The organism is Enterococcus rotai (genome assembly GCF_001465345.1).
GTDB classification, from domain to species: Bacteria; Bacillota; Bacilli; order Lactobacillales; family Enterococcaceae; genus Enterococcus_L; species Enterococcus_L rotai.
Map to the genome: position 1 here is coordinate 2,312,952 of NZ_CP013655.1, position 14,578 is coordinate 2,327,529.

A 14,578-nucleotide genomic window follows, 5' to 3' on the forward strand; every position below is an offset into this window, starting at 1 on the left:
GTGGAAAATGAAACATAAAACAATAAAATTAATCGTCTGCTCTCTGGTTGTGTTGATAGGCATGTTTAGTTACTCAAACAGTTCAAGTGCGAATGAAGGAACAGGTGGGCAAGTCAATCGAGGCGGTAAGATTTCATTTTACGAAGAATCGACAGAACCGTCTGATTCCTCTACCAGTACTGAACCAAGTTCATCCACAACGACAACTCCGAGTACAACAGTGAAACCAGCTGGTAAAGGTCTTCCTAGCACGGGAGAGCTAATAAAAAACTACGGCATTTTCGGCATAGGTATTCTATTCCTATTGCTATTGCTTCTCTTTTTACGAAAACGTAGGAAGGGGGAGCAAAAATGAAGTTAAAACAAGTCGGTATCTGGTCGTTATCAATCGCCAGTTTGTTTCTAGCCATTGAATCAGGCATCATTGCCCAAGCTGCCCCTGAAACGCTTGATCAATCAGGCTCAGTTAGTATCAAGGGAAGTGTGGTAACCAATCCTGTTGACCCTGAAAATCCAGAGAATGTTGTTGATCCGGGGGAGAGCCCTTCAACTGAAGGGTCACTTCGTATTGATTACGTTTCTTCTCTTGATTTTGGTGAAAGCAAGATTTCTAAAAATGGACGTGATTATCACGCTCTTGCGCAACAGTTCTTTGGTGAAACTGGTCCTAGAGGGACCTACATTCAAATTACCGATCAACAAGCAGAATCGTCCGGTTGGAGCCTACAAGTCAAACAAAACTATCAGTTTACGAATCCTATTATTCAAGAAACGAATGAGCAGGATTTAAAAGGTGCGGTTCTTTCACTAGATAAAGGCTGGGCCAATTCCAGTGGTACTAGTGAAGCGCCTACCGTGATGCGAGAAACGATTGCCTTAAATTCGATTGGGTCAGCATATGAAGTCGCAACTGCCAGAGCAGACAGCGGTAAAGGTGTTTGGACCATTGCCTTTGGCGCATCGGATACGAATTCTAGCAATCAACCTGTCACACTGACACCTGTAGTAGATCAAGCAGGAAAACCAGTGATAGACAGTATTTATACTAAACCAGTGTATAGCAATTCAGCAATCACACTAAGTATACCGGAAGCAACGAAGATTCATCCGGTAGAATACCAAACGGAGATAACTTGGATATTAGCCAAGTTGCCTTAATAAAAACACACAATCAATTAGGAGGAATAGCAATATGAAAGCAAAAAGTCTTTGTGCATCAACATTAGTAGCAATTTTGGGAGTAACGGTTTTAGGAGCAGCAACACCTGCATTCGCAGCACCAACTGAACTAACTTCAGAAGGGACTGTAACAGTTACAGAAGGAACTGCTGGTGGTGGTGAATCTGAAACAGTCGATCCAGAAAAACCAGGTGAAGTATTACCGAAACCAGATCCAGAATCTCCAGGTGAAAATACAAATACAGAACAAGGCTCCTTAGTTATTGAAAAAACGACTGATTTGAATTTTGGTTCTGTTAAAACATCTGCTAATGCTGTAACAAGCTATGCCAAACCAATGACATTTAACGGTGGAACAACAAAACGTGGTGCTTATGTACAATGGGCTGACGTTCGTGCCGGAGGCGTTTTTGGTTATACAATCACAGCACAATTAACAAAACAATTCACATCAGGAACAAACGTATTATCTGGTTCAACAATTGACTTTAGCAATGGACTTGCTGTAGCGCAAGGAGATAACACAAATGCTGTTCCTTCAAATGTTAAAACTGGTTTCCAATTAACAGAAGAAGAGAATGATGCACAACCAGTCGTTGTAGCTGACAAAGACAAAAAAGAAGGAAAAGGCCGTCACATCATCGAATTTGGTCAAAGCTCAACATCACAAAACGGAACACCAGGAACAGATGAAGAATCTGTAAAATTAACAATTCCTGCAGCAACTGCTTCAAACATGGCTGTAGCGGATTACACTGCTACTGTAACTTGGAAAATTACTGCTGCACCAGCTGCAGAAGAAACGCCAGAAGCATAAGCAGGATCTTCGATTTTTGTAGAGGAACAAGTTTAACTTGTTCCTCTGTGTACATAGAAAATATACTTTAGAATAAACGAGGTTAGTTATGAAATCACATATAGGATCTATAAAACAATGGGTAAGTATTTTTTTGAGTATCGTGGTTATTGGGCTCTTTTTTTTAAAAGCAGTTCCTGGTTATTCCGCTGATAAGAATCCAGCAGGTGTTACAGGGTTTACGTACAGTATTACGTTTCCAGATAATCAAGTAAAAAAAGATTTAGGCTACTTTAAATTAAAAATGGAGCCAGGTAAAAATCAACAGATTTCCATCGCATTAAGTAATCCTGGTACTGAAAAAGTGACGATTGACGTTAAATTAAATGGGGCAAAGACGAACCAAAACGGTGTGATTGAATACGGTGAATCAACAATTAAAAACGATCCATCCGTACAATTTGATTTTACCGATATTGTCACTGGACCAGAATCAGTTGAGCTAGCACCAGGAGAAACCAAGAATCTTGATTTGACCATTCAAATGCCAGAAACAAGTTATGATGGAGTGATTGCTGGTGGTATCCAGTTGATGAGAGCAGATCAAAATGGCACCACTTCTAATGAAGGCGGCTCAAAAATCATTAACCAATATGCCTATGTGATTGGTGTTGTACTACAAGAATCAGAAAAAGCTATTGCACCAGATTTAAAATTGAACAGTGTGAAAGCTGGCCAAAGCAATTATCGCAATGCTATTTTTGTGAATTACTCTAATGTGATGGCAGCGTATTTAGATAATATGACTGTTGAAGTTCAAATCACAGAGAAAGGGAAAGAGACTGTTCTATATGAACGCAAACAAACCGCAATGAGAATGGCACCAAATTCCTTTATTGACTTTCCTGTCAGTATGAACGGTGAGCGGATGGTTGCAGGAGATTATGTAGCAAACATTCTCGTGACCTCTGGCGATAAAAAATGGAAATGGACCAAAGACTTCAACATTTCAGATAAAGATGCGAACAAATTCAACGAGCGAGATGTTGGTTTAGTGCAAGAAAAAGGGCTGGACTGGAAATTGATCGCCCTAATCGTTGTTGGTATTTTAGCCTTAATTATCCTAATTTTCGTGATTATTCGCATACGTAATAAGAAAAAACAAGAAAAAGAATTAGCCTTAAAAAAAGAACGTAAAAAGAAGAAACAACAAGGGTCATCTAATGGAAAAAGCAGTAAGAAAAAGGATTAGGAAAGTATAGGAGCTGTAGTGTATGTCTGTTTTAGATTGGATTTTCATCATAGGGATAGCACTGTCAATTGTTGCGCTCCTAGGGTCAGGCTATTTTTTAGTACAGTTTTTTCATAAACGTAGACTGCTAAAAAAACTTCCAAATAAGAAATTTAAAAATAAAAAGAAAAATAGAAAAATCGCACGAAAAAAACAGCAGTTGATGAAACAGAAAAAAAAGAGCGTACGCTTATTTTGGGTAATGGCAGTAATAACAGCTATTTTAGCTGGTGGGATGTCGTATCTTTCTTATTATCAGTCGATGAATTTGACAACGGAGGATTCAGATTCGGTTGTGAAAGGCTACTATCTATTGCGGGATTTTGAAGACCAGTTGATTATAGCTCGTGATAAAAGTGATGAGGAAGAAAAATTACAAAAAAACCTTCGTTACTTAGCCACCTCTATGGCAAGCTATGGGACAAAAAAAGCGAGTGACGTCAATTCAGAAGAAGGTCAAATCACCTTGAATCGTTATTATAATTCAGTCAAGCAATTAGGGATGAATGCAAGTACGCAAACCAAAAACTTTTTCGGCAACCAAGAATTGGTGGATAGTTTTTTAGCCGATATCAAGAAAGCGCAAGTCTATGAAAAAGAAACTTTTGATTATTACAAAGTGAATGAATCTGCTTTTAAAGAAGAAAAGTAATCAGAGTGAGTGATTTTCGATGGAGAAAAAATCAAAGCGCACAATAAAAAAGAAACCGACAACCGCAAGAAAAAAACGTCCTTCTCAAAAAGTACCAGCAAAAAAGATAGGAAACAAAAAAAGACCACACCATAATAAAAAGACCAAACGTAAAAAACAACCTGTCAAAAACTATCTAAAAGAATTTATCGTTGCTATAAGTTTGAGTGTCGTATTGATACTTGTCATCAGTTCCTTTTTCCTGACGATCGTAACGGTTCATGGTTTTAGTATGATCCCAACGTTACGAGAAAAAGATCAGGTCCTTGTTCAAAAAACAACTGGCTTCAAACGCTTTGATTTAGTTGCCTTTAAAAGTGGCAATGGGAACACGCAAATTAGACGAATCATTGGTCTGCCAGAAGAAAAAATTGCGTACACGGACGATACACTTTTCGTGAATGACCAGCCAGTAGACGAAAAATTTATTATGGATGAAATCAATGAAAGCCAACGCAACGGTAAAAATTATACAGAAGATTTCACGAATCGAACGTTAACTTCTGCTGTTGTGATTCCTGAGGGATACTACTTGGTTTTGGGGGATAATCGACCGTATGCGACCGATAGTCGGCATTATGGTTTGATTGCAAAAGAGAATGTGATTGGGAAAGTTGCGATGCAGCTTTTGCCGTTTGGTGAGATGAAGAGTTTTTAGAGTGGGAATATAGTACAAAAAGGATGGAGATGTTCCATCCTTTTTTTATGCTATATTCAAAGTTAGCGAAGATGAACTAAAGACTGTATAAAAAAACACCTTTCCCATCATCAGTAATATTTTCTGATAGCATAATTTGATCCATATAAAAACCCCCTTTACATATAAGTACGTAAAGGAGGAAAAAATCTTATTTGATGAAAACACTGTTGTCAGAGTGAGTAATTCTCCAAAAAACATAAAGTGAGTATATCGAGTACGCTATCAAAACTACAAAAAATAGTTTGCTTAGATTTATCATAGAATTTCCTAAATCATAATTGATAGAAAACTCTTTTTGCAGTTTAAACTTTTCTTCCATTGTTAATGTTTCAGGGTCTTGAATAGGTAAAAAATTCAGTGTCAGAAAAGTTCCAACAACTTTCAAAACTATAAATAGACAACTAAGTGTAATGATTAGCAACTTATTATATTTTATGAAACTCACTCCTGTCTTATCTTATCTTGACATAGATCTTACTATTTCAATTTTATAAGGTTTTATATATCCACGAGATTGCATAGCATAGCAATAGTTATTCCCAAAACCGACAGCAAAATTATTACTATATCCATTTGGTTCCCAAGCAAAATCAAATATATCAGTTACTTTTACAGTAGTAAAGTAATTTCCATTTGCTTGTCGTTTATAGGACACTGTATAAGACACACCTCGTAAAGCTGTGAGTAAATGTCCACTTGTGAACGTATGTGACCCTGTGAAAGATCCTAAAACTCTACCTCCTCGGAAAGCTTCAGCTTTTAAACGACCGTAGTAAGAGCGCATTAAGTCTTCACTGTCTACTATTTTAGCCCAAGTATCATTCGTAAAGAAGAAATAACCGAGAATTGGTAATCATACTTGTCACATTTAGAGAATGTTTTCGAGTGAAGGAATGAGGAGCTAAAATACGGAAACGGTATGTTGCTGTATATAATGGTGAAGTAGGAAAAAAGAGCATATTTTTGGATCAATTTAAAAACTAAAAACGGAACACATAATTAAGTTGAAAAATGTATTTTATAATTTCCTTTTAAGTAAGCAAACGGAACATTTGAAAATTATATATTTACATTGAGTTGTTTACGAATTACAATTAAGTATATATACTATTATAAAAACTAAGTCGTTAGACGTTTACTTTTTAATTATAGGAGGAAAAAACGATGCCAAAGGATATAAACAGTAATTCCGCAGTAGCACAAGCTGTCGCTACTTCTATAGCATCATCCGTGAGCTCCTTAAATCAAGGGACAACGATCACAAAAGATACCCAAACAACTGTTGCAGGCAATAGCAATGCGCAACAGGCTATCACGCAACTAACGACCTTTAACACCTCACTTGTCCAAGCCGTTACCCAAGCAAGTAACAATATCCGGTCAGTGGCAGCTGAATTCGAAGCAGTTGATCAACGAATCGCTCAAATGCAGTATAACCAAATGCTTCCTTAAGCTGAAAGGAGGAATAAAGTATGTCCAACCTTGAAGAAATCAACCAGCAAAAAATCCAACTCGAACGCGAACAAAAAAAACTCGAAGATCTAAAACGTGACCTCAACCAAACAGAAGAACACTACGAAGAATATTTTTTCTATCAAAAGCAATTATTCAATGAATTACAAGAAGAATTTGCCCAAAGCCAGACAGATATGTTATATCAAGATATGGCCGAGCAAATCAACTGGCAAAGCCGAGGGGTTCAAGACTTTTTAGAAGAGCAACAGCAAGAACTAAAAAAACAAACAAGAGCATTAGAAGATCAACAAGAAGACTTACACTGGCAGGAAATAAAAACAAAAGAAGAAAGGTCGGAAAAGCATGAGTATTGATATGTACCTCGGTCAAGCGAGAAGCCAAGCATCCAGTGTTAAAAGTGCGTGTAGCCAATTAGCACAAGGCTATACGTCTTTGATGCAAAGTAATCAACAGTTTATGAGCGCAGGCGAATTATCAAGTAAAGGCTATGACTCTGCCAAAGAATTCTTTGCGGCAGTGATCCAACCTTTAGTTCAAGGTGCCGAAGTAGGCGCAGAGATGACAGCAGAAGCTTGTCAAAAATTTGTGGATCAATATACATCTGAGGTCGATAGTATTGATTTGAAGTCAGATGACTTAGAAAGACGAATCCGACAAATCAATACGTCGATCCTGAATATGGAGAGTATTAATCGAGGCTTGCCAAAGCTTCCGACTGGAACGAATCCGTTGGAACAAGCCAATCGGCGGATTATTGAATCGTTAGAGACGACGAAACGTGATTTAGAGCAGAAGTTAGAGAAATTAATGACGTTTAATGGGACATCGCCTGCTATTTTTGATGGAGTGAATAGTTTTTATTCGACATTGTCGCAAGGCTTGCAGCAGGCGAATAGTGGGTTTAATCCTGCGACTGGGACGTTTTCGCTTCCGAAAGGGAAAGCGTTGGATTGGACGAAAACAGTACAAACAGCTTACCAAAAAGCAAATCAGAAAAAGCTAGATAGTTTAATGAAATTACCTTATTCAATAGAAAATGCAATTAAGGTCTATGAGATAGCTCAAAAAGATCCATCAATGAGGTTAGACGAAAAAGCGATTAAATGGTTTAGAGATCATAAAGATGATCTACAAGGATTATTTGTTGATTTTAGTATGTCGACAATAGAAGAAACACTTAAACATAATGGAGATGATCTTGCACTTTCTCTCGGTTTGATGTTTGGGACATTATACAAAAATGCACCATATGGTTCATGGATGGGCGCAGTAAACCAAGGATTAACAGCTGGTATTACAAGTTCTGCTAATAGTATGTTCAATGCCACGACAGACTTTTTAGGGTCTACAGCCAAAGCAACTTCACTTGGCTTAGGAATAGGAACCGTATTGGGTCTTGCCTCTGGCGATTCATTTGGTCAAGCTTTTGCAAGTTCTGCTGTTACGACTGGAGTTTCTTTAGGAATAAATAGTTTAGTTACAACAGGTTTTGCAGTAGCAGCTGTGGCGACACCTGTTGGCTGGGCCGCTGTTGGAGTTGCTGCTGTCGTCACTGTTGCAACCACTATTGCATTCAATAAAAACTTTTTAGGAATGAAAGATTTAGCAAAAAATACGGGGAATTTGATCGATGATGGTTTGGACTGGACTGGAAAAAAAGTAAATAATATTGGGCAAGGGATTAAGCAGGTACGCAGTGCGGTTGATGGTGCTTGGAATTCTCTAACCAATTGGAGTTGGTGAAAATGATCGAAAAAACTACAAATAAGCGATATAAACATTTTAATTATAAAAATGAAAGTATTTTACTAGATATGGATAGTAATAAAATAACTTGGTTTTTCCCTTTTTTAGTTTGGTTTCTTCCTGTTAAAGGATATAGAAATACTCCCCTACCATCTGATAAGACAGGGGAGAAAAAAACAAAAGGTGGTATAGTTTTTTCAATACCGATTTTATCAATCATTCTTATCCGTCTGACAGATGGTGGTTTTGGTGATTTATCAAAACTTTCAAATTATCGAGAAATAATTATGGTTATACTGTTTAGTTCAATGATTTTGGTCTATTTAATTCGCTATTTTTGGAGATACAAAAAAAATAACTTACTTATGCAAGATAAAGAAATAGTTTACTTGAAATTTAGCTTTAATAAAGGAATTATAGGAAAGTACGAATATATCTATAAAGTCTTTATTCTTACAATAGTTTGTTACGGGATTGTTATTTTTTTTAGTAGCTACTTTATAAATGACTATCCTAATATTATTATTTTACCGCTCATTCTTCTTGTGGAATACTTTTTATTGATTATTAATACTACAATTGCACATCCAGAGAAAGACTGTACATTTGTTGTTACTAAAGAAAAAAAATAAATATGAAATCACTGACATTTGGAATACTCTAATTGATTGGGGTTGTTAATAATATTTAGTGGAAGATTTAAAGAAGTAGAGGTAAATAACAAAAAAATGTTAGTAGATTTAGATACATCCAAACTGGTATGGATAGTACCTTGGGCTGTATGGTTATTTCCGAAAAATGCTTATTGTTATGATGCTGTAAAAGAAGATAATAAACAAAAAAAAAAGAGTTCGTCAAAAGGATTGATTGTATTAACTAGTTCAATTTTAGCCAGTGCTTTGATTAGGAATACGGATAAAAGTTTTGGTGAATTGTCTTTCTTACAAGGGCATCCTATTGAGCTATTCCTTTGCCTTATAGTTGTTACAGCAGCTGTTTTTTACTACAGATGGTATAGTTCAAATCGTGAGTTAAAAAGACTTAGTGATATTAAAAAATATGAAATAGTAGTGTCAAAAAAAACTAGTGGACTGATGAGCCAATTGTTAAAAGTATGTGTAGGAATCTTTATATCAATTGTAGCGTTGTATTTCTTTGGAAGTATCTTTATTTTTAAAGGAAATATTTTAGGATTAGGCGTATATTACTTTTTTTTGATAAATATTTTGTTTAGAAACTATAGTGAAAAAATTCCTGAAACTATACATTTATCTCTAAAAAAATAAAACCTGTGAGATTGTTTGGAGCTGGTGAATGTGATAGTAAAAACCGAAAATAAACGTTATAAGCAATTGACCTATAATGGTCAAAAAATACTATTAGATATGGATAGCAACAAATTAACTTGGTTATTCCCTTTCTTAGTCTGGTTTTTCCCAGTTAAAGGATATATGAACGAAGAACTGCCTATTTTTAAAGAAAGTAATTCAAAAGGAAAATCATCTGGAGCAATTATAATATCTTCGTCTATTTTAGCAAGTGTTTTGATTAGAATGACGAATAAAGGATTTGGTGATCTCAGGGGATTTTCAAATCCACAATTAGTTGCAGGAACAGTATTATTTTGTTCTATGGTAATAGTTATACTTATTCGCTATTTTTATAGATACAGAAAAAATCACGTGTTACTTTCGAATGAAAAAGTTGTTTTAATTAGATTTAAATTTATGGATGGTTTTAAGAGCAAATATAACTATATTGGGAAAGTGTTACTAGTTGTCATTTTTTGTTATGCAGTTGTGTTCTATTTTAGTATTACTTTTTTAACGTCTTATCTTAATATTATCCTTATCCCAGTTATATGTATGGTTGAATATCTAATCTCAATTGCTAACACAACGATTGAGCCACCAGAAACGGATGTAGAATTGTTGATTGAAATAAAAGATGAATAGAAATTAAAACAGGGGGAACAAAGTATGCAGACATTAGGAACAATCTTATATTTAAAAGATGGACGAGCTAAAGTAATGATAATAAATAGAGGACCTATCGTGGAAAAAGAAGGGATATCATTTTTATATGATTACGCGGGTTGCGTGTATCCCATCGGAATGAATCCAGAACAAGTTTTATATTTTAATGAAGAGAATATCGATAAAGTTTTATTTGAAGGATATCGTGATGAAGATGAACAACGTTTTGAAGAACTTTATAAAAAATCTGTTGAAGATTTAGGAGATTCTGTGATGAAAGGATTGCCTAATTTAAATCTTAAAAGCTAAATAAAGTGCTCATCTTATATGTAATGGAAAGGGAAAATAGCGGTATAGTAGGGCTATATGTTGAGATATGATGAAAGTTTATGAATCTACAAATAAAAGGTACAAACTAGCTGAACTAGATACAAACTATTATTTAATTGATATGGATAGCAATATCTTGGCTTATTTTCTCCCTACTTTAGTTTGGTTCTTCCCTTTTAGAGCAGTTGAGATAGATAAAGGAATGTTTAATAAGCTAGTGTCTAATGGTCAAAAAGAGTATGGTATTATGGCTACTGTTGCTATATCGATGTTTGTTGGAAGACCAGTTTACAAACTATCGACTATTTTTTTTCAAGAGCTTGATGTTACTTCTGAACTAGATAAACGTGCAATTTATTTACTGATAACATTTGGCTGTTTGCTTATTTTTAGATCTATTATTATGTTCTACAATAAGCATAAGCTTAGAAAAGTATTATTTGGAGTAGGTTACAATGTAACAATTGAGATTGAGAAAGAGAGTATTTCTACATATTACAAGAAGCATAGTATTATTCGATTGATTTTGATAGTTATGATTGCAGTAGGGATAATCTATATAACGATTGTTTATCTGTTTGATTTCATTGTAGTTTTTATTTTAAGTGTACTTATTTTTATATTTATGAATAGAAGTTATCTATTTCCTTACGGTAGTCGTTTTCATATAAAAGACTAAGAGATTGGAAGAATTAAACGTACAAATAAGAGTCAATAACTTTATGGTTGTTGACTCTTCCTATATACACGGTACAGACGATTAGACTTCTCCAAAACTAAAGTAAAACAATATTAAAATGGATTGGATGTGATAAAGCTGGAGTTTACCGCTGCAAAACCTCTGTATAATAACCATCGTTATAATGTAATACATTCTCAATCAAACTACTATCTAATTGACAAAGATAGTTCATTCTTAGGTTATTTCTTTTTCGGATTAAATTGGCTAATGCCACAAAAAGCGTACATCTTAAATAAAAGCCAAGCTGACGATTTGCTAGCTCATCGAGTTGAAACTAAAAATAGAAAAGTGTTAAGCAGCATTTTAATAGTGCTAATGATTTTAATTTTTAATATAGTATTACCCAAGTTATTAACTCTTTTTTATGCTTCAACAAGTATAGAAAATAGCCGAATTATTGAAATTGGAAATACAGTTATGATGATTCCGCCAAGTCGGTACATATTTATGCTGTTACTTATAACACTATTTCCTGCTTTGATAATTCGAGTATTCTGGTCTTTTCAATCAAAGAAATCCATGCTGAAAATAATTAAATATGATGAATTGTCTGTTACTCAAATTAAGGTGAGACCAGGTTCGTTAGTTGACACTTTAAAAAAATTAGGTGTGTACTTTATGTTCCTATCATTAGTGATTATAGCGGGATTTTTGCTTGTGATAACGGAAGGCTATTGGATTATCTCTTTATGTTTGGTGATGTTGTTTTTATTATTTCTATTAACCAATCATCTATCAATAAATACAGGGAAATACAAAATATATCAAAAGAGATAACCGATCAATAGCTATTGATAGACATATTTGTCGCATTTGGAGAATGTTCTCGAGTTAAGGAGTGAGGAGCTAAAATGTGGAAAAGATATGTTGCTGTATATAATGGTGAAGCAGGGGAAAAGAGTATATTTTTAGATACAGTAACAAAAAAGTTAGTAGTAGTTGAAATTGAGATGACTTCTTATAGATCAACGATATTGTCAGGATTTTTAGGAGTGACTATTTATTATGTATTTGGGAATGTACTTTTTAAATCTTCTTTAAGTCCTGTTACTTTAATAGCACTAATTTTATTTATTGGTTGTTTAGGTGGTGCTTTCTTTAATTTGTTAATAAATAAGATTGCTAATAGTGATAAAAATAAGTTGAATTATTTAACTAACGTTAGCGAAGATGAACTAAAAGCGTATCTTGTTAAAGGAAGAAAACAAATGAGGAAGAATTTTCTACTGATTATTTTTCTTTTTGTTATGGTAATACTCTCGTTGCTTCCAATTTATTTTAAGGAATATTCGCTATTGTTGCTTCTTGCTTCAATTTTTTTCACAACACTGTTTATATTCTTTATATGTATTGTTTCACCAGTTAAGAGGATAAAGGCTTATAGATATATTGAAAAAATGAAGTGTCTATCATAAAAAATGATAATAATTAACAATCTAGAATTAGAAAGAAGGGTTTGAGATGGGGATTTATAAACATGATACAGCTCCTTTTTGTTATGAAAATATGGATAGATTTAAGTTCACGAGGAGTGAATTAAATGTGTGTTCAAAACTTATAGATGTAATGTCCAAAGGGGAAGGGCTTTATGTATTTTCTGGTATGAGAGGTACAGGGAAAACAAGTATAAAAGAATTAGCTTTTTTAAAGATGGAAAAATCTAGTTTAACTGACTCAGAAAAGATAATAAAAATAAATATTCCTTTTTATAGTGATGATAATAATTTAAGAATACTTATTATTAAGGCACTTTATGATTACTTTAGTAAGAAGTCTGACATTAGTATACTTGAAAAATTAAAAGATTTACTATTGCTTTTTGAGAATCAAATAAAGGAAAGTAATATTTTTTCTCAAAGTGATAAAAATGAAACGGATGTAGAGACAAAAACCTCATTTTTTAATAGTATTTATAATAAGTTTGGCTTGAGATTTTTAGGTAATTGGATTCCATTACAAGTAAAAAGTGAATTTAGTAATTCTAAAACAGACTCCTTAGAAAATTCCGAAAAGCAAAAATTTTCTAGGGAGGAACAAGTTGCAAAGGAGTTTAGCAAAGAAATTACAATTCAAGAGAAGCATGTTCAACTAGAAGAATTTATGAGAAGTATATTGAAAAAGTATAGAATAGTTTTAATTATTGATGAGATAGATAAACTTGAACATAGTAAGGTTGAAAAAATAATTTTACAAAATAAGGGAATGTTTTTCAATAAAAATTTGGTGACACTACTTATTACTGATTTATCTAGTGGGCTTTATTTGGAAGAGCACTCAAAAGAATATGTAAGTGATTTTATATATTTAAATAACCTAACATTTGAGGAGTATGCATTAAAAGCAATTAATTTAGAATTAGAACGAGGATATAGGTTATATAGTTTGATAGATGGTTATTATCAAACATGCGGAAATAATAGAAAGATGATTAACTCGTTAATTAATAGTAATGAAAAGTTTTCTCTTTCAAATTCATTGTCGCTATTTTATTTACATCATTCAAGTTATTTTGAAGGCTTGAAATATGAATACAAAGATATAGTTACTTTGTTTTATATAGAGTTTTTAGAACTCCTTTCCATACTTGAAGAACTTTCCTCAAATGAAATTTTTGAGTTTTTAGAAGATTTTATTTTGAGATACAGGCTTGATAACTTGAAAATAAAATTAATTTTAGAAAAATTAATTTTAGAGTTAAAGAAGTGTTTTCATATTTATCCTTATATTTTTATGGAAGATATAAGTAGAAGTGTAACAAATTTTGAAAAAAATAAAACAATTATAGGATTACTAGAAAGTGTAGAATATAGGGTGTATGATCAATCATCTAAAATTTTCAAAAAAGCATTTCTTTATAATAACTACAGGATATTTGAGAAAAATTATATAACTTTTCTTAAAGACTGGTCAAATGAAAAGCATGCCTATCTGGGGTCGGAAGCTGAACAAAAATTTTTGAATTATTATTTAGAATGTTGTGGTTTGTTTATTGATGCAACAAATTTAGATTACTATAGTGCTAAATTAGAATTTATAATGCATCACAGTTTTAACAAAGAATCTAGTGCTGAGAAGGATATAGAAATCAATAAAAACGAGATTTTAGGAGTAATAGTTTTCTATCCATATTTTGAAGAGTTAGATGAAAATTATAAACCGTTGTATAATTGCTACATAATAAAAAGAAATTTTATGAATGAATTGATGGCATATTCGTATGTAGGTTATCCGGGATTAACTTCACATAAATCAAGTGATAGAAATAAATTTATTCCATTTTTGAAAAAACAAGGAGTTCCGTATGTTGAAATTTCAAATGACTTTTTTAGTAAGAAAGAAAATTTTTGGTCTGTCGGTTTGGAGGATGAGTACGGTGATGAATTGGAGAAATTTATTGTTAATAAAACTAGACCGTATTTGAAAGACTGGTTGATTAAACTATGTGATAGAGTTTTCTAAATAAGAATATAAGATAAAATATTGTGTGTAAGTTAAAATTATTTGAAGGAGCAGAAACTTTATATTCACGAGAGTAATCAAATATTTTTAGGAAAAAAGCTGAAAATGGAAAAATAGTTACACAATCTAGCAAGTTTTTACTATCAAATTTTAACTAACTGTACTTTATTCTTTTTTCGATGTATAATTTAA

At 33.2% G+C, this 14,578-nt stretch carries 17 protein-coding genes; all 17 read left to right on the plus strand.

What is annotated here, in order from left to right:
* Positions 1-7: 7 nt before the first annotated feature.
* Positions 8-355, plus strand: coding sequence for an EF2685/EF0750 family sortase-dependent surface protein (locus ATZ35_RS10755; protein WP_208927234.1), 348 nt, complete (start codon positions 8-10; stop codon positions 353-355).
* A complete protein-coding gene (locus ATZ35_RS10760; protein WP_208927235.1) occupies positions 352-1,158 on the plus strand; it encodes a WxL domain-containing protein in 807 nt (268 codons plus the stop codon). Before ATZ35_RS10755 ends, ATZ35_RS10760 begins: the two co-directional genes overlap by 4 nt.
* Positions 1,159-1,192: 34 nt before the next feature.
* Complete coding sequence (locus tag ATZ35_RS10765; RefSeq protein WP_208927236.1) at positions 1,193-1,996, plus strand: WxL domain-containing protein; 804 nt, start codon at positions 1,193-1,195, stop codon at positions 1,994-1,996.
* A gap of 88 nt (positions 1,997-2,084) precedes the next feature.
* The gene (locus ATZ35_RS10770) at positions 2,085-3,227 is read left to right on the plus strand and encodes a WxLIP family cell surface protein (RefSeq protein WP_208927237.1); all 1,143 of its coding nucleotides are present in this window, start codon (positions 2,085-2,087) and stop codon (positions 3,225-3,227) included.
* A 22-nt stretch (positions 3,228-3,249) separates the two neighbouring features.
* Positions 3,250-3,918 (plus strand): hypothetical protein, encoded by a 669-nt coding sequence (locus ATZ35_RS10775; RefSeq protein ID WP_208927238.1) that lies wholly within the window; start codon positions 3,250-3,252, stop codon positions 3,916-3,918.
* A gap of 19 nt (positions 3,919-3,937) precedes the next feature.
* Positions 3,938-4,615 (plus strand): signal peptidase I, encoded by a 678-nt coding sequence (gene lepB / locus ATZ35_RS10780; RefSeq protein WP_208927239.1) that lies wholly within the window; start codon positions 3,938-3,940, stop codon positions 4,613-4,615.
* A gap of 1,206 nt (positions 4,616-5,821) precedes the next feature.
* Positions 5,822-6,109: a TIGR04197 family type VII secretion effector gene (locus tag ATZ35_RS10785; protein WP_208927240.1), complete on the plus strand. Its 288-nt coding sequence runs from the start codon at positions 5,822-5,824 to the stop codon at positions 6,107-6,109.
* A 20-nt stretch (positions 6,110-6,129) separates the two neighbouring features.
* Entirely contained in the window at positions 6,130-6,486 is a 357-nt protein-coding gene (locus tag ATZ35_RS10790; RefSeq protein WP_208927241.1) for a DUF3958 family protein, read from the plus strand.
* Positions 6,476-7,876, plus strand: a complete 1,401-nt coding sequence (locus tag ATZ35_RS10795) for an LXG domain-containing protein (RefSeq protein WP_208927242.1) — start codon at positions 6,476-6,478, stop codon at positions 7,874-7,876. Before ATZ35_RS10790 ends, ATZ35_RS10795 begins: the two co-directional genes overlap by 11 nt.
* A 2-nt stretch (positions 7,877-7,878) precedes the next feature.
* Positions 7,879-8,511, plus strand: coding sequence for a DUF443 family protein (locus tag ATZ35_RS10800; protein WP_208927243.1), 633 nt, complete (start codon positions 7,879-7,881; stop codon positions 8,509-8,511).
* 42 nt (positions 8,512-8,553) lie between these two features.
* Positions 8,554-9,165 (plus strand): DUF443 family protein, encoded by a 612-nt coding sequence (locus ATZ35_RS10805; RefSeq protein ID WP_279614932.1) that lies wholly within the window; start codon positions 8,554-8,556, stop codon positions 9,163-9,165.
* Between the two features lie 30 nt (positions 9,166-9,195).
* Complete coding sequence (locus tag ATZ35_RS10810; RefSeq protein WP_208927245.1) at positions 9,196-9,834, plus strand: DUF443 family protein; 639 nt, start codon at positions 9,196-9,198, stop codon at positions 9,832-9,834.
* Between the two features lie 24 nt (positions 9,835-9,858).
* On the plus strand, positions 9,859-10,164 hold the full coding sequence (locus ATZ35_RS10815; RefSeq protein ID WP_206834061.1) for a DUF4176 domain-containing protein: 306 nt from the start codon (positions 9,859-9,861) through the stop codon (positions 10,162-10,164).
* Positions 10,165-10,231: 67 nt separating this feature from the next.
* Positions 10,232-10,864: a DUF443 family protein gene (locus ATZ35_RS10820; protein WP_208927246.1), complete on the plus strand. Its 633-nt coding sequence runs from the start codon at positions 10,232-10,234 to the stop codon at positions 10,862-10,864.
* 129 nt (positions 10,865-10,993) lie between these two features.
* Positions 10,994-11,704 (plus strand): DUF443 family protein, encoded by a 711-nt coding sequence (locus ATZ35_RS10825; RefSeq protein ID WP_208927247.1) that lies wholly within the window; start codon positions 10,994-10,996, stop codon positions 11,702-11,704.
* Positions 11,705-11,778: 74 nt separating this feature from the next.
* Entirely contained in the window at positions 11,779-12,342 is a 564-nt protein-coding gene (locus ATZ35_RS10830) for a hypothetical protein (protein WP_208927248.1), read from the plus strand.
* 46 nt (positions 12,343-12,388) lie between these two features.
* Positions 12,389-14,386 carry a P-loop NTPase fold protein gene (locus ATZ35_RS10835; protein ID WP_208927249.1) on the plus strand — a complete coding sequence of 666 codons (1,998 nt, stop codon included), beginning with the start codon at positions 12,389-12,391 and terminating at the stop codon, positions 14,384-14,386.
* The last annotated feature ends 192 nt before the right edge of the window (positions 14,387-14,578 follow it).